Below are 20,086 nucleotides of genomic sequence, written 5' to 3' on the forward strand. Positions count from 1 at the left end.
CGGCGTCAGCCCAGCGAAGCCCGTACCGCCCGCACGAGCGCCTGTGCGCGCGGGTCCGCCGTCACTCCGCCCTGGAAGCCGTTGGTGACGTAGCCGAAGGCGATGCCGGAGGCGGGGTCGGCGAAGGCGAGGGCACCGCCTCGGCCGGGGTGGCCGAAGGCGGTGGGGGAGAGCAGCGGGGACGCGGGGCCGTGGAGCATGAAGCCGAGGCCGAACCGGGTGCCCACCACGAGCACCCGGTCCGGGCCGGCAGACGCCTCGGCGCGGGCCAGCTCCATCGTCTCGGGGGTGAACAGCCGCGTACCGCCGTCCACTTCACCGATCAGGGACGCGTACACGCGGGCCAGCCCGTCCGCCGTGGCGATGCCGTTGGAGGCGGGGAGGGCGGCCGACCGGTAGCCGGGCGCGTTCTCGTCCGGCAGCGGGGTGATCGCGGCGAAGGCGCGCCGGGTCAGGGAGGAGGGGTCGGCGTAGGCGTCGGCCACGGCCCGTTTGGGACGTACCTTCAGCGCGCCAGTCGGTTCCGGTGCCGTCACCGGCCCCACCCGGCCCACGCGGGACTGCTCCGAGGAGGGCAGCCCCAGCCACACGTCCGCCCTGGCCGGCCCCGCGATCTCGGACGCGACGAACTCGCCCACCGGGCGCCCGGTGACGCGGCGGACCAGCTCACCCGTGAGCCAGCTGTACGTCTGCGCGTGGTACCCGTGGTCCGTGCCCGGCTCCCACACCGGCGCCTGCGCGGCGACCGCGGCCGCGCCGAGGTCGGGGTCCGCGGCCTCCACAGGGGTCAGCGGCCGGTCCAGCACCGGCACGCCCGCCCGGTGGGCGAGCAGGTCGCGCACGAGGGCGCGCTCCTTGCCCGCCGCCTTGAACTCGGGCCAGTACGCGCCTACGGGGGCGTCCAGATCCAGCAGCCCCCGCTGGTGCAGCAGCAGGAGCGCGGCGGCGGCGACACCCTTGGTCGCGGAGCGCACGATCTGCGCGGTGCCGCGCTCCCAGGGGGCGGAACCGTCGACGTCCCGGGTGCCCGCCCACAGGTCGACGACGCGGTGCCCGTCCCGGTACACGGCCACGGCCGCGCCCCGCTCCCCGAGCCGGGCGAAGTTCGCCGCGAACGCCTCCGCCACCGGCTCGAAGCCCTCGGCCACCGTGCCGTTCACACGCACATCCACGCCGTATCCCTTTCCTCGCCCGCACTCACGAGTGAAACACGGCCGTACGGCCTTGGATTCCTCGGCCCGGAACTCCTACGCGTCCAGCGCCACCGTGCGCGGGTCGAACCCGAACGGCAGCTCCAGCCGGTGCGCCCGCATCAGCGCGTCGTCGGAGAGCAGCTTGCCCGTGGGACCGTCGGCCGCGATCACCCCGTCACTGAGGATCAGCGCACGCGGGCACAGCTCGAGCGCGTAGGGCAGATCGTGCGTGACCATGAGGACCGTGACGTCCAACGCCCGCAGGATGTCGGCCAGTTCCCGCCGGGAGGCCGGGTCGAGGTTGGAGGAGGGCTCGTCGAGGACGAGGATCTCCGGCCGCATCGCCAGGACCGTCGCCACCGCGACCCGGCGCCGCTGCCCGAAGGAGAGGTGGTGCGGGGGCCGGTCGGCGAAGCCGGCCATGCCGACCTGCTCCAGCGCGGTCCGTACCCGCTCCTCCAGCGCGGCCCCCTTCAGCCCGGCCGCCGCCGGTCCGAACGCCACGTCCTCGCGCACGGTCGGCATGAAGAGCTGGTCGTCGGGGTCCTGGAAGACGATGCCGACCTTCTGCCGGATCTCGGCCATGTGCCGCTTGCCGACCGGGAGTCCGGCCACGGTGACCGTGCCGGTACCGCCGGACAGGATGCCGTTGAGATGCAGCACGAGGGTGGTCTTGCCCGCGCCGTTCGGCCCGAGCAGCGCGACCCGTTCGCCGCGCGGGACGGTGAAGTCGACGCCGAACAGGGCCTGGTGGCCGTCGGGGTAGGCGAAGGCGAGGCCGGAGACTTCCAGCGACAGCGATGCGGTACTCACAGGAACCATCCCAGCAGACAGACGACGAGGGCGGAGCAGGGCAGGGCCAGGGCGCGCAGCCACTGGTCACGGGTGGCGGTGACCTCGTCGATGACCGGCATCGACCCGGCGTAGCCCCGGCTCACCATGGCCAGATGGACCCGCTCGCCACGCTCGTACGAGCGGATGAACAGCGCGCCCGCCGACTTGGCGAGCACCCCCCACTGCCGTACCCCCCGCGCCTCGAAGCCGCGCGACTCGCGGGCGATCCGCATCCGGCGCATCTCGTCGGTGATGACGTCGCCGTAGCGGATCATGAAGGAGGCGATCTGCACCAGCAGCGGCGGCAGTTTCAGCCGCTGGAGCCCGAGCAGCAGTTCGCGCAGGTCGGTGGTGGCGGCGAGCAGTACGGAGGCGGCGACGCCCAGGGTGCCCTTGGCCAGCACGTTCCACGCGCCCCACAGGCCGTTGACGCTCAGCGAGAGGCCGAGGACGTGCACCCGCTCGCCCTCCGCGACGAACGGCATGAGCACCGCGAACGCGACGAACGGCACCTCGATCAGCAGCCGCTTCAGCAGGAACCCGGCGGGCACCCGCGCCCGGTGTGCGACGAAGCCCAGCAGCAGCGCGTACACCCCGAACGCCCACATCGCCTCGCGCGGGGTGGAGACCACCACCACGACGAAGGCGAAGACGGCCGCCAGCTTGGTGTGCGGGGGCAGCCGGTGCACGGGCGAGTGCCCGTGCCGGTAGAGCTTGTGCGCGTGGCCGGCGCCCATCTCAGACGCTCGTGTTCGCGGGAGAGGCGTCGTGGTCGTGGCGACGGCGCACCGCCCAGAAGACCGCGCTGCCCGCGACGACGGTGACGCCGACGCCGATCACGCCCGCCAGACCGCCGGAGAGCCGGGCGTTCGCCACGTCCTTGACGCCGTAGTCGGCCAGCGGGGAGTCCGAGGAGTGGTGCGGCTCGGTCTTCTTGTCGATGCCCTTGTCGTGGGCGACCTTCTCCAGGCCGTCCGGGTTGGCGGAGGCGTAGAAGCTGACGAACCCGGCGAGGACCAGCGAGGTCACCAGGCCGGTGATCCACAGGGTGCGCCGGGAGGTGCGCGCGACGGCCGGGGCCGGGGCGGCGTCGGGGGCGTCGACCAGTTCGCCGTTCACCCGGAGCTGGAGCTTCTGCCGCAGCCCGCGCGCGCCGTGGACCAGGTCGGGGCGGACCGCGACGACCGCGGCGACGGTGAGCGCGGTGATCACGGCCTCGCCGATGCCGATCAGCACGTGGACGCCGATCATCGCGGTGGCCACCTTGGCGATGGACACGTCCGTGGTGCCGCCGATCGCGTAGATCAGCGTGAAGACGACGGCCGCGGCCGGCACGGAGAGCAGGGCGGCGACGAAGGACGCGGCGGTGATCGAGCGCCGGGAGCGGGGCAGTACCGCGAGCAGGGCCTTGAAGACGGCGTACGCGACCACGGTCGTGACGATCGCCATGTCCGTGATGTTCACGCCGAGCGCGGTCAGGCCGCCGTCCGCGAACAGCACGCCCTGCATGAGCAGCACGACCGACACACACAGCACGGCCGTGTAGGGGCCGACGAGTATCGCGGCCAGCGCACCTCCCAACAGGTGGCCGCTTGTGCCGGCCGCCACGGGGAAGTTGAGCATCTGTACGGCGAAGATGAACGCGGCGACCAGGCCGGCCAGCGGCGCGGTGCGCTCGTCCAGTTCGCGGCGGGCGCCGCGCAGGCTCACCGCGAGGGCGCCTGCGGCGACCACCCCGGTGACAGCGGAGGTGGGGGCGTCGATGAATCCGTCGGGTACATGCACCGTTTGATTTTAAGCGCTTGTTGCGAATGCCTTGCAAGAGCGAGGCGGTCTCGACTCTCGGCCTCGGCTCTCCAGGGGCACAAATCAGGAAATATGCGACATTAGAGACGAAGTGGCTGTGCGTCCTTCCTAGCGGTCACCGAACGTGAGAGGGCGATCCGATGTCCGTAGTCGAGCAGTACACACGCGCCCACATCGTCACGGACGCGGAGGACGACCCCGACGCCGTACGCGTGGTGCTCCGCTACGACCCCGACGCCGACCCCCTCTCCGTCCAGGTCGGACTGCCCGGCCCCGCCGAGTGGACCTTCTCCCGGTCCCTGCTGGAGGACGGCCTGCGCGCCCCCGCCGAGAGCGGGGACGTACGGGTCTGGCCGTGCGGGCGCGTGCAGGCGGTCCTGGAGTTCCACTCCCCGGAAGGTGTGGACGTGGTCCAGTTCGACGTGAAGTCGCTGACCCGGTTCCTGCTGCGCACCTACACGGCCGAGCCCGTCCGGAACTGATCAGCCCAGCTTCAGCAGGGTGGCGACGATCGGCCCGGCCGTGTCGCCGCCGTGGCCGCCCGCCTGCACCACACCGGCCGAGGCGAGGTCGCCGCGGTAGGCGGTGAACCAGCCGTTGGGCTTCTTCTGGTTGTCGACCTCGGCCGAACCGGTCTTGGCGCCGTAGTCCGGGCCCAGCCCGGACATCGCCTCGGCCGCCGTGCCGTACGCGGCGGTGAAGTTCATCAGCTCGCGGAGCTGGCCCAGTGTCTTCGGGGACATCGTGCGGGACGCCGTCGCCAGCGTGCGGTGGTCCACGGACGGGGCGACCAGGTAGGGCTGGTGGAAGGTGCCGGTCTTCACGGTCGCCGCCACCGAGGCCATGTTCAGCGGGTTCATCCGCACCCCGCCCTGCCCGATCAGCGAGGCCGCCATCTGCGCCGCCGACTGCACCGGCACCGAGCCGTCCAGCGTGGGCACGCCGACCGACCAGTTGTTCATGGAGAGTCCGAAGACCTGCTGGGCCTGCTTGGTCAGGTCGTCGTTCTTCAGCTTCTTCGCCTGGCTGATGAAGGCGGTGTTGCAGGAGCGGGCGAAGCTCGCCTTGAAGGTGCCGTTCTTGATCTCGAAGTCGTCGTCGTTGTGGAACTTCCAGCCGCCGAAGGTGAAGGTCTTCGGGCAGGGGTGCTCCTTGTCCGCCTCCGCCAGGCCCTTCTCGATCAGCAGCGAGGAGGTGATCACCTTCATGGTGGAGCCGGGGGCCAGCGAGCCCTGGAAGCCGATGTTGAAGCCGTGGCCGCTGTTGGCGACCGCGAGGATCTCACCGGTCGAGGCGCGCAGCGCCACCACCGACGCCTGCTCCCGCTTGGCCACCTGCTGCTCGGCCGCCGCCTGGAACTTCGGGTCCAGCGTGGTCTTCACCGTGCCCGGTGTGCCCTCGCTCAGCTCCACCAGCGTCTTGTCCGACAGCCCGGCCTTCTCCGACGCCTTGCCGCGCACCACGCGCAGCTCCACGCCCGCCTTGCCGCCGGCCGTCTTGCCGTACTTCTCCCGCAGCCCGTCCAGCACCGAGCCCAGCGAGGGGTAGGCGGTCACCGTCAGCTCGCCGCCGGTGCGGTCGAGCGCCTTGACCGGCGGGGTGCCGGACGCGCCGGTGACCAGCGTGTCGCCGTCCTTCAGCTCCGGGTGCACCACGGCGGGCCGCCAGCCGACCAGCGCCGCGCCGTCGCTCGCCCGCCGCACCACGGTCAGCGAACTCGTGTACGCCAGCGGCTTGCTGACGCCCTGGTACGAGACGGTCGCGTGGACGTCGAACGGCACCTTCGCGCCGGCCGCCCGGCCCGCGGTGAGGGTGACGTCCTTCAGGCGGGCGTCCTTGGCGTAGCCGGTGAGCAGGGCGGTGGCCGCCTTGGCGTCGTCCGTGGCGGCGGCCGCCTCCGTGACATGGCCCTGCTGCCAGGCGGTCAGGAAGCGGGTGGCGACCGTCTTGACCTCCAGCGCGCTGGGCGGCCCGGTCTTCACGCTCTTGTGGTCGGACAGCGTGGACGCCTCCTCGGCGGACGCCCCGCCGCCGTACAGCGCGTAGAGGCCGAACCCGGCGCCGCCGACGACGAGGGCGATCATGCCGCCGAGTACGGCGGGTTTCCTCTTCGGCCGTTCGGCGGCACGCCTTCTCTTGCCCACAGTCCCAAGTCCTCCGCGCTCTCCCCGGGGTCCCCGCAGCCCTCACACGTCCCCAACGACCTCAACAGCCTAGAGTCCTCCCGGACGCGGCCGATCTCAGCCCGCACTCCGTAGCACTCTTGCGACAATCGGACCGGCGGCGTCGATGCCATGCCCGCCGTCCTCCGTCATCGCGGCCGCCGCGATGTCGTCCCGGTATCCGGTGAACCAACTGTTGGACCGTGACTGCCCGTCGACCTCCGCCGAACCGGTCTTCGCGCCCACGTCCCCCCGCAGCCCGGCCATCACGCCCGCCGCGGTGCCGCTGCGCGCGGTGCGGTTCATCATCTCCCGCAACTGCTGGGACGTGCCCGGCGCCAGCCCGCGCGCGGTCGCGGCCTGGCGGCCGTCCAGGCTCAGCGGGACGATCACCGGCTGCCGGAAGGTGCCGGTCTTCGCGGTCGCCGTGACCGACGCCATGTTCAGCGGGCTCATCTGGACCTGGCCCTGCCCGATCAGCCCGGCCGCCTTGTCGGGGCCGTCCGGCGCGGGCACCCGGCCGTCGAAGGAGGGCACGCCCACCTTCCAGTCGTTCCGTCCGATGCCGAACCGCTGCGCGGCCTCCGTGGTCAGGGAGTCCGCCTTGACCTCGTCCGCGAACTTCACGAACGCCGTGTTGCAGGAGCGGGCGAAGCTCTCGGAGAGGGTGGCGTTCTCGTTCGGCTCGAGATCGGTGAGGTTGGTGAAGGTCTGGCTCTGCCACACGGCCGACGGCGGGCAGGGCGCCGGGCCGCTCGCCGAGGTGAGGCCGGAGTCGATGAGGGTCGCGGCGCTGATGATCTTCATGGTGGAGCCGGGCGCCAGCTCGCCGAGGAAGGCCGCGTTGAAGCCGTCGTCGCGGTGGTTGGCGAAGGCCAGGATCTCGCCGGTGCTGGGCTTCACGGCCGCCACCGAGGAGTTGGTGTAGTCGGTCACCGCCGCCTCGGCCGCCGCCTGGGCGCTCGCGCTGAGCGTGGTGCGCAGCTTGCCCGGCTTGCCCTTGACCAGGGTCATCAGCGTGGTGTCGGCGGCGCCGCTGCCGTCGTGCCGGACCACCAGCTCGACCCCGGCCCGGCCGCCCGACCTGGCGCCGTACCGCTTGCGCAGCTCGTCCAGGACCGGGCCGAGGGAGGGGTACTTCTCCTGGGTCAGCACCTGGCCGTCGCGGTCCACGGCGTCGACCTGCGGGGTGGCGGACTCCTCGACGGTCAGCGAGTCGCCCTTCGCCAGCTTCGGGTGCACCAGCGCGGGGTCCCAGTCGACCAGCGGGCGGTGCGAGTTGACCCCGCGTACCACGCTCAGCCTGCTCGCGTACGCCAGCGGCCGGGACTCCTCCCCGTACGACACCGTCGCCCGCACCCGGAACGGCACGGTCTCCCCGGTCGCCTTGCCGGGGGTGATGTGCACGCCGGTGATGTGCGCGTCCGAGCCGTACGCGGTCAGCAGTGACTCGGCCTCCTCGGGGAAGTTGGTGAGGTTCGCCGCCTCCTGGGGCCGGCCCTTCTCCCAGGCGGCGAAGAACTTCGCGGTGGTCTGCTCGACCTCCTCGCGGCTGGGCGGCCCGGTCGGTATGGCCTTGGTGCCGCCGGTCGCGGTGGTGTTCAGCGCGGAGGCGATGTTGTACATGCCGTACCCGGCCCCGCCCAGCATCGTCACGCACACGCCGCTGATGACCGCGACTCTGACTCCCTTGCCCTTCGACGTGCCCATGAAGCGATTCCTCCCCGTGAAGTCCCCGTGATGCACCGGCTTCCTGAACGCGTTCAAAAGTTGGTGCGGACGGAACTGTATGTGCTCCACAGGCAGTTGGGGCGGACGTTTCCGAGACTTGTCCGAACGGAGACGTTGAACGGCGGACGCACGAGGGGCGGGTCCGGGCGACGTGCGTTGCGCCCGGACCCGCCCCGTCCCCGCGCGTCCGCCCGGCTCCGGGGTGCGTGACCGGAGCCGGACCCCACACGTACGGGGACCGTGACGGAGGCTCTCCCCCTGGGGCCTCCGGGAGAGAGAAAACCCCAACCGCCCCCACCCGCTCAACCGCTCCGCCCCCACCCCGGATGGTGGTTCGCCCCCATTTGCCGGTGGCGGCCACGGTGGCGTTCGACTGGCGCGTTCCCCTGGCGCTTCCCAAACCCCCAGGCAGCGCCCCTGAGGGGGTGGCGAAACCTGGCGTGTCCCGCAGCTAGACCCAGGTGTCCAGCCACATCCGGCCCCGCCAGGAGGCGATGGGGATGGCCTGGCCGGTGTAGAGGGGCCAGAAGTAGATGAAGTTCCAGGCGATCAGGAGGACCAGGACGCCGGCGGCGGTGGCGCCGACCACGCGGCGGGTGTCGGTGGAGTTCGGGGGGCCGATGATCGCGCCGACCAGCATGGCGACGGCCAGGCAGAGGAAGGGGACGAAGACGACCGCGTAGAAGAGGAAGATCGTGCGCTCCTGGTACATGAACCAGGGGAGGTATCCGGCCGCGACGCCGCAGGCGATGGCGCCCGCCCGCCAGTCGCGGCGGAAGGCCCAGCGCCACAGGACGTAGAGGATCGCCGCGCAGCCGGCCCACCAGAGCATGGGGGTGCCGAGGGCCAGGACCTCGCGGGCGCACTTGTCGGTGGTGCCGATCGGGCAGCCGGCGGAGCCGGGGCCGGGGGACTCGTAGAAGAACGAGACCGGGCGGCCCAGCACGATCCAGCTCCACGGGTTGGACTGGTAGGTGTGCGGGGACGACAGGTGGACGTGGAAGCTGTAGACCTCGTGCTCGTAGTGCCACAGGCTGCGCAGCCAGTCCGGCAGGAAGGTCCAGGAGCCGCCCCGGCCGTCGGTCGCGGCCCAGTTGCGGAAGTAGCCGCCGGTGCCGTCGGTGGGGGAGAGGATCCAGCCGATCCAGGAGGCGACGTACACCGCGATCGCCACCGGCACCGTCGCCAGGAACGCGAACCCGGTGTCGTACTTCAGCACCGCCTCGTACGGGTGCCGGGCACCCGCCACCTTGCGGGCGCCCACGTCCCACAGCACGGCCATCAGGCAGAACGCGGCCAGGATGTACAGACCGTTCCACTTGGTGCCGAAGGCCAGGCCCAGCATCACGCCGGCGCCCCAGCGCCAGGGGCGCAGGCCGAAGCGGAAGGTGTCGCCGATCCGGGCGTCCGGGCGGGCGATGCCGTCCGGGCCGACCGGGAGCGCGGCGGCGAGTCTCTCCCGCGCCCGGTCCCGGTCCACCACCAGGCAGCCGAAGGCGGCGACCACGAAGAACATCAGCACGCCGTCCAGCAGCGCGGTCCGGCTCATCACGAAGTGCAGGCCGTCCACCGCCATCAGCCCGCCCGCCAGGCAGCCGAGGAAGGTCGAGCGGAACATCCGGCGGCCGATCCGGCACAGCAGCAGCACGCTCAGCGTGCCGAGCAGCGCGGTCATGAACCGCCAGCCGAACGGGTCGAACCCGAAGACCAGCTCACCGAGGCCGATCACGTACTTGCCGACCGGCGGGTGCACCACGTACGCCGCGTCCGTGGGGACGGCGAGGTGGCCGTGGGTGGCGAGGACCGCGTCGTTGGCGTTCTTGTCCCAGTTGACCTCGAAGCCGCGGTGGACGAGCGCCCAGGCGTCCTTGGCGTAGTACGTCTCGTCGAATATCACCGCGCGCGGGCTGCCCAGGTGCCAGAACCGCAGCAGGCCCGCGAGCAGCGTCACCAGCAGCGGCCCGCCCCAGCCCGACCAGCGGGTGATCCGGTCCGCCAGGTGCGGCGGGCAGCCCAGCACCTGCCACACCCTCGGCGAGGGCTGCGCGTAGGGCGGCACGAGCCGGTCCCGTACGTCGGCCGCGGGGGCGCCCGCGGGAGGTACGTAGCCGAATCGGCGCAGCCGCCGCTGCCAGGAGGGCCGCTCGTCGTCGGGCGGCGCCTGGCCCTGCCGGAGGTCCGTGGAGGACGCGGTACTGGTCACCGCGCCATGGTAGGGAAACGTGCCGTGTGAGTCCCGTGCAAGCGCGGTACCGATTGGGACGCGATCGTTTTCCGTGCCGCCCGGCGCCCCTGGGAGGATGGTCCCGTGACTGGAACCCTTGTCCTCGCAGGTACCCCCATCGGCGACGTCGCGGACGCCCCGCCCCGGCTGTCCAAGGAGCTGGCGGAGGCCGACGTGATCGCCGCCGAGGACACCCGGCGGCTGCGCCGCCTCACCCAGGCCCTCGGGGTGATGCCGGGCGGCCGGGTGGTCTCGTACTTCGAGGGCAACGAGTCCGCGCGCACCCCCGAGCTGGTGGAGGAGCTGCGCGGGGGCGCCCGTGTGCTCCTCGTCACGGACGCGGGGATGCCGTCGGTCTCCGACCCCGGCTACCGGCTGGTCGCGGCCGCCGTCGAGCACGACATCAAGGTCACCGCCGTGCCGGGGCCGTCCGCCGTGCTCACCGCGCTCGCGCTGTCCGGGCTGCCGGTGGACCGGTTCTGCTTCGAGGGGTTCCTGCCGCGCAAGGGCGGCGAGCGGCTGTCCCGGCTGCGCGAGGTCGCCGGTGAGCGGCGCACCCTCGTCTACTTCGAGGCCCCGCACCGGCTCGACGACACCCTCGCCGCGATGGCCGAGGTCTTCGGCGCCGACCGCCGGGCCGCCGTCTGCCGCGAGCTGACCAAGACGTACGAGGAGGTCAAGCGCGGTCCCCTCGCGGACCTGGCCGCCTGGGCCGCCGAGGGCGTACGCGGCGAGATCACCGTCGTGGTCGAGGGCGCCCCCGACTCCGGCCCCGAGGAACTCGACGCCGACGAACTCGTCCGCCGCGTCCGCATCCGCGAGGACGCCGGCGAACGCCGCAAGGAGGCCATCGCCGCGGTCGCCACCGAGGCGGGCCTCCCCAAGCGCGTGGTCTTCGACGCGGTGGTCGCGGCGAAGCGCTCGGGGGACTGAGGGGGCTCCTCCAGCCGGAGCCCCGCGCCTGCTGGGCAGCGCGTATGCCGGAGTGCGCCCCATGGGTGGGCAAACGGGGGGTCGGGTGGGCAAAGGGAACGGGCCCTGAGCGGAGCGGTTTGGCAAGGAACGTCCAAGGGGCGTCCAACAGTCGACAGGTCGCGTGCGTTCGGGGCGGGGCGGGCGTCCACTGGCCGAAGGGGCGGGAACCGTCCCCCGCCTCCGTACCGGGGGCGCCAGTGGACCGCAGGAGCTGGGCATGAGTGAGGTCGCCGGGCAGATCGCCGCCGTTCACGAGTCGTACGCGTTCGCCTGCATGCGCTGCGGGCACGGCTGGGAGCAGTCGTACGCGATAGAGCACCACACCGACACCGAGGGCCATGAGTGCGTCCGGTACGTGGTCGAGGGCACCGTCGTGCCGTCCCCGCTGAGCCGGCCGGTGTGCCAGAACTGCGACGGGCACGTCGTACGGATCATGCGCGCGGGACAGGTGTCCTCCGTACGCACCCCGCGCCCCGAGCCGGAGGCCCACCACTGGCACCTCTCCGACCTGCTGCATCCCTTCCAGCGCCGGGCGAGCTAGCGGGGCCCTTTCGTAGGATCGGAGCATGCCTGCGAACGCCAGCGACAAGAACGCGCCGCCCCCGCTCCCCGCGCCCCTCGGCGTCGAGGTGGCCGACTCCCACACCCACCTCGACATGCAGTCCGGCACCGTCGAGGAGGGGCTGGCGAAGGCCGCGTCGGTCGGCGTGACGACGGTCGTGCAGGTCGGCTGCGACCTGGCGGGCTCCCGCTGGGCCGCCGAGACGGCCGCCGCGCACGACCGCGTCCACGCGACGGTCGCCCTGCACCCGAACGAGGCGCCGCGCATCGTGCACGGCGACCCCGACGGCTGGTCCCGCCAAGGTCCCCGCGTGCCGGGCGGGGACGCCGCGCTGGACGAGGCGCTCGCCGAGATCGACCGGCTCGCCGCGCTCCCGCAGGTCAAGGGCGTCGGCGAGACCGGCCTCGACTTCTTCCGCACCGGCCCCGAGGGCAAGGAGGCGCAGGAGCGGTCCTTCCGCGCCCACATCGAGATCGCCAAGCGGCACGGCAAGACCCTGGTCATCCACGACCGCGACGCCCACGCCGACGTGCTGCGCGTGCTGAAGGAGGAGGGCGCCCCCGAGCGCACCGTCTTCCACTGCTACTCCGGCGACGCCGACATGGCCGAGATCTGCGCCCGCGAGGGCTACTACATGTCCTTCGCCGGCAACGTCACCTTCAAGAACGCCCAGAACCTCCGGGACGCCCTGGCCGTGGCCCCGCTGGAGCTGGTCCTGGTCGAGACCGACGCCCCCTTCCTCACCCCGGCGCCCTACCGCGGCCGCCCCAACGCCCCGTACCTGATCCCGGTCACCGTGCGCGCCATGGCCGCCGTACGCGGCACCGACGAGGACACCCTCGCCGCCGCCCTCGGCGCCAACACCGCGCGCGCCTTCGGGTACTGAGGCCGCACTGAGGCGCCAGTTCGAGGTGTGACCCTGAGTGGTCGCGTCGCTTTGGAGAGTGACGCCCGCTCCGCTAGGTTCTGGGGGCCCGATCGGCCAACGCCCCCTGGAGCGTGTCGGCGTGACCCAGCAGTACGAGCGGTACGGCCCCCACGGCACCCTCGGCGACGAACCGGCCGTGCCGTCGGTGCACAGCGCGCTGACCCTGCCGTACGGCGTGGCCGGCGACACCTACCGGCCCGCCTACGAGGCCGTACCCCCGCCCCGCGAGGCGCCGGAGGGACCGAGGCCGGCGGGACGCAGACGCCGGGCCGCCGCGCGGCCCGAGTCCCCGGTGCGCCGGCTGCTGCCCCAGGCACTCGTCGTCGCCTTCCTCGCCGGGGGCACCGCCGCCTTCGTCGCCGAGGACAAGGCGGTCGAGCTGACCGTCGACGGACACCCCCGCACCCTGCACACCTTCGCCGACGACGTCACCGGCCTCCTCGCCGACGAGGGCGTCCGCGTCGGCCGGCACGACGTCGTCGCGCCCGCTCCCGGCACCCCGCTCACCGACGGCGACGAGATCGCCGTACGCCACGGCCGCCCGGTCCGGCTCACCATCGACGGCGAGCGCCGCGTGGTGTGGACCACCGCCGACACGGTCGACGGCGCGCTCAGGCAGCTCGGGGTGCGGGCGGAGGGCGCCTACCTGTCCGCGTCCCGCTCGCTGCCCATCGGCCGCGCCGGGCTCGCCCTGGACGTCCGTACCGAGCGCAGCGTCACCGTCATGGCGGACGGCCGCACCCGCACCCTGCGCACCAACGCGGCCACCGTCGCCGAGGCCCTGCGCGAGGCCGGGATCACCCTGCACGGCGAGGACACCACCTCCGTGCCCGGCACCTCCTTCCCGCGCGACGGGCAGACCGTCACCGTGCTGCGGATCACCGGCACCCACGAGACACGCGACGAGGAGATCCCGTACGCCGTGCGCCGCACCGAGGACCCCACGCTGCTCAAGGGCACCGAGGTCGTCGACCAGGCCGGGCGGCCGGGGCTGCGCCGCACCACCTACCTGCTGCGCACCGTCAACGGCGTCCGGCAGCGCCCCCGCCGCGAGCGCTCCGAGGTGGTCCGCGAGCCGCGCCGGCAGCTCGTCCGGGTCGGCACCAAGGCCCGCCCGGCCACCGCCTCGGGCGCCGACAGCCTCAACTGGCACGCGCTCGCCGTCTGCGAGTCCGGCGGGCGGGCGAACGCCGTCGATCCCTCCGGCACCTACGGCGGCCTCTACCAGTTCGACACCGCCACCTGGCACGGCCTCGGCGGCAGCGGACGCCCCCAGGACGCGCCGCCCGAGGAGCAGACCCGGCGCGCCAAGACCCTGTACCTGCGGCACGGCACCTCGCCCTGGCCGCACTGCGGAGCACGCCTGCGCGGCTGAGGCGGGCGTCGGCGCCCGTGCCGCCCCGTACCCTTGTCCCGTGAGCAGCCCCACCCCCGACGCCCTCCTCGGCCCCGCCGACATCCGCGAACTGGCGGCCGTGCTCGGCGTACGGCCGACCAAGCAGCGCGGCCAGAACTTCGTGATCGACGCCAACACGGTCCGCCGCATCGTGCGCACCGCCGGGGTGCGCCCCGACGACGTGGTGGTGGAGGTCGGGCCGGGACTCGGCTCCCTCACCCTGGCCCTGCTGGAGGCGGCCGACCGGGTCACCGCCGTCGAGATCGACGACGTGCTGGCCGCCGCGCTGCCCGCGACCGTCGCCGCCCGGATGCCCGACCGCGCCGACCGGTTCGCGCTGGTGCACTCCGACGCGATGGTCGTCGACGAACTGCCCGGCCCGCCGCCGACCGCGCTCGTCGCCAACCTGCCCTACAACGTCGCCGTCCCCGTGCTGCTGCACATGCTCGCCACCTTCCCGAGCATCGAGCGCACCCTGGTGATGGTCCAGTCCGAGGTCGCCGACCGGCTCGCCGCCGCGCCCGGCTCCAAGGTGTACGGCGTGCCCTCGGTCAAGGCCAACTGGTACGCCGAGGTCAAGCGGGCCGGGGCGATCGGGCGGAACGTGTTCTGGCCGGCGCCGAACGTGGACAGTGGCCTGGTCTCGCTGGTCCGGCGGACCGAGCCGGTCAAGACGTCGGCCACCCGGGCGGAGGTCTTCGCCGTGGTCGACGCCGCCTTCGCCCAGCGCCGCAAGACCCTGCGTGCCGCACTCGCCGGCTGGGCCGGGTCGGCCGCCGCCGCCGAGGCCGCGCTGGTCGCCGCCGGGGTCTCCCCGCAGGCGCGCGGCGAGGCGCTGACGGTCGAGGAGTTCGCAGCGATCGCCGAGCACAAGGGAGCGGGCGCGTGAGCGTCACGGTACGGGTCCCCGCCAAGGTAAACGTCCAGCTCGGCGTGGGCGCGGCCCGCCCCGACGGCTTCCACGACCTGGCCAACGTCTTCCTCGCGGTCGGCCTCTACGACGAGGTCACCGTGACCCCGGCCGACGAACTCCGGGTCACCTGCTCCGGCCCGGACGCCGCGTCGGTCCCCCTGGACCGCACCAACCTCGCCGCCCGCGCCGCGCTCGCGCTGGCGGAGCGCCGGGGCGTCGAGCCCTCGGTCCACATCCACATCGCCAAGGACATCCCGGTCGCGGGCGGCATGGCCGGCGGCAGCGCCGACGGCGCGGGCGCGCTGGTGGCCTGCGACGCGCTGTGGGGTACGGATGCCTCGCGCGCCGAACTCCTCGACATCTGCGCCGAGCTGGGCAGCGACGTCCCGTTCAGCCTGGTCGGCGGCGCCGCGCTGGGCACCGGCCGGGGCGAGAAGCTGACCCCGCTGGAGGTCGGCGGCACCTTCCACTGGGTGTTCTCGATGGCCGGGCGCGGCCTGTCGACCCCGGCGGTGTTCCGCGAGTTCGACCGCCTGACCGAGGGCCACGACATCCCGGCCCCGGAGGCCGACCCGTCCGTGCTGACGGCCCTGGCGAAGGGCGACCCGGAAGCCCTGGCAACAGCCCTCACCAACGACCTCCAGCCCGCCGCCCTCTCCCTCTACCCGGAGCTGGCAGCCACGCTCGCCGCAGGCCGCCAGGCAGGCGCCCTGGCCGCCCTGGTCTCCGGCTCGGGTCCCACGACCGCCTTCCTGTGCCGCGACGCGGACGCCGCGGCACAGGTGACGCAGGCCCTCCGCGACTCCGGCACCTGTCGCACCACCCGCACGGCAGCGGGGCCGGTGCCGGGGGCAACGGTTCTCTGACCTTCAGAGGCGGTCGATCGCGGTCAGGTCGATGTCGATGTCGTAGGGCTTCGCGACACTGATCCGGTCGCGGTGCATGCCCATGTGCACGTATGCCGCGGTGAGCGGATCGAGTTCGTAGACGTGGATGATGGGCCGTCCGGTGGTTCCGTTCTCCTCGACGCGCCAGAAGTTCGGAATGCCGGCGGTGGCGTACTTCTGCGGCTTGGTCGTACGGTCGCGGGACTCCGAGTCCGGGGAGACGACCTCGACGGCGAGAAGAACGTCGTTGGCCTGGTAGCTGGTCTGGCTCGGTCCGGTGATCGCACCGGCTCGCAGCACGCTGACGTCGGGTTCGGGTCCGTTGTGCTTGTCGAGGATCACGGTCATCGCCCGGCTGACCTTGAATTCCCCTGGCAGGCTGCCGCGCAGGCTGCTGACCAGCAGGTCAATCACATTGGCGTGGAAACGCCGCTGCGGACTCACGAAAACCAGGCTCCCGTCGATCAACTCTGTGTGCGGCGGGAGATTGGGCAGCGTGAACAGGTCATCCACGGTGTAGCCGTCCTGGGGCGGCACCGGCCACTCGACCTGGTGCTCGGCGGACTCGGCGGTCATTGTGCCTCCCATGAACGGAGATCCTGCTGCCTGCCCTCCACGGTAGCGGCCGTACCCCGACCCCGTCATCACAAAGGGTGACCGACACCTCGCGCTCCGCTCCCGCACCGCAGGGCCTACGCTTGAAGGCTGATCCATCCCCCTGCGCAGGAGTGAAATGGCCGTCAACCTGGTCAATGTCGAGAACGTCAGCAAGGTCTATGGCACGCGGGCCCTGCTGGACGGCGTCTCGCTCGGTGTGTCGGAAGGGGACCGGATCGGGGTCGTCGGGCGCAACGGCGACGGCAAGACCACCCTCATCCGGATGCTCGCCAAGGTCGAGGAGGCCGACAGCGGGCGGGTCACGCACTCCGGGGGGCTGCGGAGCGGGGTGCTGACGCAGCACGACTCGCTCGACCCCGAGGCCACCGTCCGGCACGAGGTCATCGGTGATCTGGCCGACCACGAGTGGGCGGGCAACTCCAAGGTCAGGGACGTACTGACCGGCCTGTTCGGCGGGCTCGACCTGGCCGGCTTCCCCAAGGGGCTGGACACCGTCATCGGCCCGCTCTCCGGCGGTGAGCGTCGGCGCATCGCGCTCGCCAAGCTGCTGATCGAGGAGCAGGACCTCCTCGTCCTGGACGAGCCCACCAACCACCTCGACGTCGAGGGCATCGCCTGGCTCGCCCGGCACCTGCGCGAGCGCCGCTCCGCCCTGGTCTGCGTCACCCACGACCGCTGGTTCCTGGACCAGGTCTGCACCCGCATGTGGGACGTCCAGCGCGGCACGGTCTACGAGTACGAGGGCGGCTACTCCGACTACGTCTTCGCCCGTGCCGAGCGCGAGCGCATCGCCGCCACCGAGGAGACCAAGCGGCAGAACCTCGTCCGCAAGGAGCTGGCCTGGCTGCGCCGGGGCGCCCCCGCCCGCACCTCCAAGCCCCGCTTCCGCGTCGAGGCGGCCAACGAGCTGATCAAGGACGTGCCGCCGCCCCGCGACAGCAGCGAGCTGATGAAGTTCGCCTCCTCCCGGCTCGGCAAGACGGTCTTCGACCTGGAGGACGTCAGCGTCACCGCCGGCCCCAAGGAACTGCTCAAGCACGTCACCTGGCAGCTCGGCCCCGGCGACCGCATCGGCCTGGTAGGTGTCAACGGCGCCGGCAAGACCTCCCTGCTGCGGGCCATGGCCGAGGCCGCCCGCTCCGGCGGCGAGGAGCAGCCCGCGGGCGGCCGGGTCAACGTCGGCAGGACCGTCAAGCTCGCCTACCTCTCCCAGGAGGTCGCCGAACTCGACCCCGACTGGCGGGTGCTGGAGGCCGTGCAGCGGGTCCGCGAGCGCGTCGACCTCGGCAAGGGCCGCGAGATGACGGCGGGCCAGCTCTGCGAGACGTTCGGCTTCACCAAGGAGAAGCAGTGGACGCCGGTCGGTGACCTCTCCGGCGGTGAGCGCCGCAGGCTCCAGTTGCTGCGCCTGCTCATGGACGAGCCCAACGTCCTCTTCCTCGACGAGCCCACCAACGACCTGGACATCGAGACCCTGACCCAGTTGGAGGACGTCCTCGACGGCTGGCCCGGCTCGATGGTCGTCATCTCCCACGACCGGTTCTTCGTCGAGCGCACCACCGACAAGGTGTACGCACTCCTCGGCGACGGCGCCCTGCGCATGCTGCCGCGCGGCATCGACGAGTACCTGGAGCGCCGGCTGCGCATGGAGGAGGCCGTCGCCCAGCGCTCGGCCGCCGCCGCGCCCGCCCCGGCCACCACGGAGCGGAGCGCCGCGGACCAGCGGGCCGCGAAGAAGGAACTCCAGAAGATCGAGCGGCAGTTGGACAAGATCTCCGACAAGGAGTCCAAGCTGCACACTCGGATCGCGGACCACGCCACGGACTTCGCCAAGGTCGCCGAACTCGACGCCGAACTGCGCGAACTCGTCGGCGAGCGCGAGGAACTGGAGCTGCGCTGGCTGGAGCTGGCGGAGGACGCGTAGCGCGTACGGCGGAATCCGGCCATACCGGCGGGTCCGTAACGGCCGCATCACGGGGTGGTTCGTCCTTGGGCACAGGGGCTCTCACGGGTCCCTGTGCCGTCGGTGGTCGGTGATAGAAAGACCCTTCGTAGGCTAAAAATCAGTGAACGAGGGGGAGCAGCGCTGATGAGCCAGCCGCCGCCCGGTCAGCCGCCGCACGGCGGTTTCGGCCCGCCGCAGAATCAGCCACCGCAGGGTCAGCCGCCGCAGGGGGGCTTCGATGCTCCACAGCAGCCGCCGCCCCAGGGCGGGTTCGGCGCTCCACAGCAGCCGCCGCAGCAGCCCGGTTACGGCTATCCCCAGCAGCCCCCGCCGCAGCCCGGCTACGGCTACCCTCAGCAGCCCCCCGGCCCGTACGCGCAGCCCGGCCCCTACGGGCAGGCTCCCGGTCCCTACGGACCCCCGCCCGGCGCCCCCTACGGGACGTACCCGCACCCCGGCGCCCCAGGCGAGCCGCCCGGCGGCAAGAAGCGCACCGCGCTGATAGCCGGGGCGGTGGCCGTCGCGCTGCTGCTCGTCGGCGGCACCGTGTACGCGGTCACCGGCGGAGGCGGGGACGACGACAAGCCCGTCGCCCACCCCAGCGGCGACACCCGGCACTCCGCCACCGCGTCCCCTTCCGCCGACACCGGCGACGGCAAGGGCGACGGCCGCGCGGACGCCGAGGACCTCAACGCGGGCCGCAAGCCCGGCGAGGCGAAGGTCCTCTGGTACAAGTCCGCCCCCGACGCCCCCGGCAACGGCGCGGACGCGCCCGGCCTCTGGGTCACCGGCAGGACCGCGGTGAAGGCCGCGTACAAGGAGGTCGTCGGCTTCCGCGTCGCGGACGGCACCCCCGCCTGGGCGCCGATCGCCCTGCCGCACGAGGTCTGCGCGGTCACCAAGCGCGCCGACGCCGACGGCAAGATCGTCGTCGCCTACATGAACGGCACCACCGACCGCGCCAAGTGCAACCAGCTCCAGCAGATCGACCTGGACACCGGCAAGAAGGGCTGGCACGCCCAAGTCGCCGACGGCACCGGCCTGTTCGACAGCACCCGCAGCATCGAGCTGACCCTCGCCGGCAAGACCCTGATGGTCGGCCGCGACATGTCGGGCACCGCGTACGACGCGGCCACCGGCAAGAAGCTGTACGACCTCAAGAAGTACGGCACGGACTGCTACCCGGCCGGGTACGCCGGTGACACCGGGCGCCTGGTCCAGGTGGCCTCCTGCGGTGCGGGCGGTGCCAAGGAGCGCGACGAGATCCGCGAACTCGACCCGGCCACGGGCAAGGCGAAGTGGACCCGGGCCGTCACCAAGGGCTGGCGGGCCGAGCGCGTCTTCTCCGTGAACCCGCTGGTGGTCTACCTGACCAACCGCGACAAGAAGGCGTGGAACATCTCCACCCTGGACAGCGGCGGCCGCTTCACCTCCGAGGTCAAGGTCGACAAGAAGTTCGCCCCCGGCTGCGGCTGGAGCTCGCTCTCCCGCGGCCTGCAGAACTGCCAGGCCGTCGCGGTGGACGCCAAGACCCTCTATCTGCCCACCGAGTCCACCACCGGTGCGAACGAGATCGTCGCCATCGGCCTCGCCGACGGCAAGGAGAAGTGGCGGGTCAAGTCCCCCGTCGCCCGCTCGATGGTCCCGGTCGGACTCCAGGGCGGCAACCTGATCGCCTACGCCGACGCGGCCTACACCCAGGGCGGCCGGGTGCTGTCCGTCCCGACCGGCTCCGGCGCGCACCGGCCCACCACGCTGCTCCAGAACCCGGACGGCGCGGCGCAGATCGAGAACGGCTTCTTCGACGCCACCACCGTCTGGTCCGGCGGCCGCTTCTTCATCGCCACCAACCGGCTGAGCGGCCAGGACGACTCCGAGGAGAAGCTGATGATGGCCTACGGCAAGTAGCCCT

Annotated in this window: 17 protein-coding genes; 9 read left to right on the forward strand and 8 right to left on the reverse strand. The window is 72.5% G+C overall.

The window, feature by feature from the left end:
* Positions 1–5 precede the first annotated feature (5 nt).
* The 4 genes from OG448_RS18000 to OG448_RS18015 all read right to left on the reverse strand — a co-directional run bounded on the left by OG448_RS18000 (position 6) and on the right by OG448_RS18015 (position 3,812).
* The gene (locus OG448_RS18000; protein WP_405558845.1) at positions 6–1,166 is read right to left on the reverse strand and encodes a serine hydrolase domain-containing protein; all 1,161 of its coding nucleotides are present in this window, start codon (positions 1,164–1,166) and stop codon (positions 6–8) included.
* A gap of 81 nt (positions 1,167–1,247) precedes the next feature.
* Positions 1,248–2,015: an energy-coupling factor ABC transporter ATP-binding protein gene (locus OG448_RS18005; RefSeq protein WP_405555060.1), complete on the reverse strand. Its 768-nt coding sequence runs from the start codon at positions 2,013–2,015 to the stop codon at positions 1,248–1,250.
* Positions 2,003–2,764 (reverse strand): cobalt ECF transporter T component CbiQ, encoded by a 762-nt coding sequence (cbiQ, locus tag OG448_RS18010; protein ID WP_405555062.1) that lies wholly within the window; start codon positions 2,762–2,764, stop codon positions 2,003–2,005. Before cbiQ ends, OG448_RS18005 begins: the two co-directional genes overlap by 13 nt.
* Position 2,765: 1 nt before the next feature.
* A complete protein-coding gene (locus tag OG448_RS18015) occupies positions 2,766–3,812 on the reverse strand; it encodes an energy-coupling factor ABC transporter permease (protein WP_405555064.1) in 1,047 nt (348 codons plus the stop codon).
* 161 nt (positions 3,813–3,973) lie between these two features.
* Between OG448_RS18015 and OG448_RS18020 the strand changes: the two genes are divergently transcribed.
* A complete protein-coding gene (locus OG448_RS18020) occupies positions 3,974–4,315 on the forward strand; it encodes an SsgA family sporulation/cell division regulator (RefSeq protein ID WP_031184234.1) in 342 nt (113 codons plus the stop codon).
* Here OG448_RS18020 and OG448_RS18025 read toward each other — a convergent pair whose 3' ends face one another.
* The 3 genes from OG448_RS18025 to OG448_RS18035 all read right to left on the reverse strand — a co-directional run bounded on the left by OG448_RS18025 (position 4,316) and on the right by OG448_RS18035 (position 9,929).
* Positions 4,316–5,977, reverse strand: a complete 1,662-nt coding sequence (locus tag OG448_RS18025) for a penicillin-binding transpeptidase domain-containing protein (RefSeq protein ID WP_405555066.1) — start codon at positions 5,975–5,977, stop codon at positions 4,316–4,318. It lies immediately after the preceding gene.
* A 96-nt stretch (positions 5,978–6,073) separates the two neighbouring features.
* Entirely contained in the window at positions 6,074–7,705 is a 1,632-nt protein-coding gene (locus tag OG448_RS18030; RefSeq protein WP_405555068.1) for a penicillin-binding transpeptidase domain-containing protein, read from the reverse strand.
* A 472-nt stretch (positions 7,706–8,177) separates the two neighbouring features.
* Positions 8,178–9,929 carry a dolichyl-phosphate-mannose--protein mannosyltransferase gene (locus tag OG448_RS18035; RefSeq protein ID WP_405555069.1) on the reverse strand — a complete coding sequence of 584 codons (1,752 nt, stop codon included), beginning with the start codon at positions 9,927–9,929 and terminating at the stop codon, positions 8,178–8,180.
* Positions 9,930–10,034: 105 nt separating this feature from the next.
* Between OG448_RS18035 and rsmI the strand changes: the two genes are divergently transcribed.
* The 6 genes from rsmI to OG448_RS18065 all read left to right on the forward strand — a co-directional run bounded on the left by rsmI (position 10,035) and on the right by OG448_RS18065 (position 15,590).
* Entirely contained in the window at positions 10,035–10,883 is an 849-nt protein-coding gene (gene rsmI / locus OG448_RS18040; RefSeq protein ID WP_405555071.1) for a 16S rRNA (cytidine(1402)-2'-O)-methyltransferase, read from the forward strand.
* A 259-nt stretch (positions 10,884–11,142) separates the two neighbouring features.
* On the forward strand, positions 11,143–11,466 hold the full coding sequence (locus OG448_RS18045) for a hypothetical protein (protein WP_030814621.1): 324 nt from the start codon (positions 11,143–11,145) through the stop codon (positions 11,464–11,466).
* A 25-nt stretch (positions 11,467–11,491) separates the two neighbouring features.
* Positions 11,492–12,373 carry a TatD family hydrolase gene (locus tag OG448_RS18050; protein WP_405555073.1) on the forward strand — a complete coding sequence of 294 codons (882 nt, stop codon included), beginning with the start codon at positions 11,492–11,494 and terminating at the stop codon, positions 12,371–12,373.
* A gap of 121 nt (positions 12,374–12,494) precedes the next feature.
* Positions 12,495–13,790, forward strand: a complete 1,296-nt coding sequence (locus OG448_RS18055) for a ubiquitin-like domain-containing protein (RefSeq protein ID WP_405555074.1) — start codon at positions 12,495–12,497, stop codon at positions 13,788–13,790.
* Between the two features lie 40 nt (positions 13,791–13,830).
* Entirely contained in the window at positions 13,831–14,700 is an 870-nt protein-coding gene (rsmA, locus tag OG448_RS18060; protein ID WP_405555076.1) for a 16S rRNA (adenine(1518)-N(6)/adenine(1519)-N(6))-dimethyltransferase RsmA, read from the forward strand.
* Entirely contained in the window at positions 14,697–15,590 is an 894-nt protein-coding gene (locus OG448_RS18065) for a 4-(cytidine 5'-diphospho)-2-C-methyl-D-erythritol kinase (RefSeq protein WP_405555078.1), read from the forward strand. The genes rsmA and OG448_RS18065 overlap by 4 nt, the downstream gene beginning before the upstream one ends.
* A gap of 3 nt (positions 15,591–15,593) precedes the next feature.
* On the opposite strand, the gene OG448_RS18070 is transcribed toward OG448_RS18065, so the two are convergent.
* The gene (locus tag OG448_RS18070) at positions 15,594–16,187 is read right to left on the reverse strand and encodes a Uma2 family endonuclease (RefSeq protein WP_405555080.1); all 594 of its coding nucleotides are present in this window, start codon (positions 16,185–16,187) and stop codon (positions 15,594–15,596) included.
* 157 nt (positions 16,188–16,344) lie between these two features.
* Here OG448_RS18070 and OG448_RS18075 point away from each other — a divergent pair, with 157 nt between their 5' ends.
* Both OG448_RS18075 and OG448_RS18080 read left to right on the forward strand, forming a co-directional pair.
* Positions 16,345–18,153: an ABC-F family ATP-binding cassette domain-containing protein gene (locus tag OG448_RS18075; RefSeq protein ID WP_405555081.1), complete on the forward strand. Its 1,809-nt coding sequence runs from the start codon at positions 16,345–16,347 to the stop codon at positions 18,151–18,153.
* 165 nt (positions 18,154–18,318) lie between these two features.
* Positions 18,319–20,082, forward strand: coding sequence for a PQQ-binding-like beta-propeller repeat protein (locus OG448_RS18080; RefSeq protein ID WP_405555083.1), 1,764 nt, complete (start codon positions 18,319–18,321; stop codon positions 20,080–20,082).
* Positions 20,083–20,086: the final 4 nt, after the last annotated feature.

It is taken from the genome of Streptomyces sp. NBC_01171, from assembly GCF_045039805.1.
Taxonomy (GTDB): Bacteria; Actinomycetota; Actinomycetes; order Streptomycetales; family Streptomycetaceae; genus Streptomyces.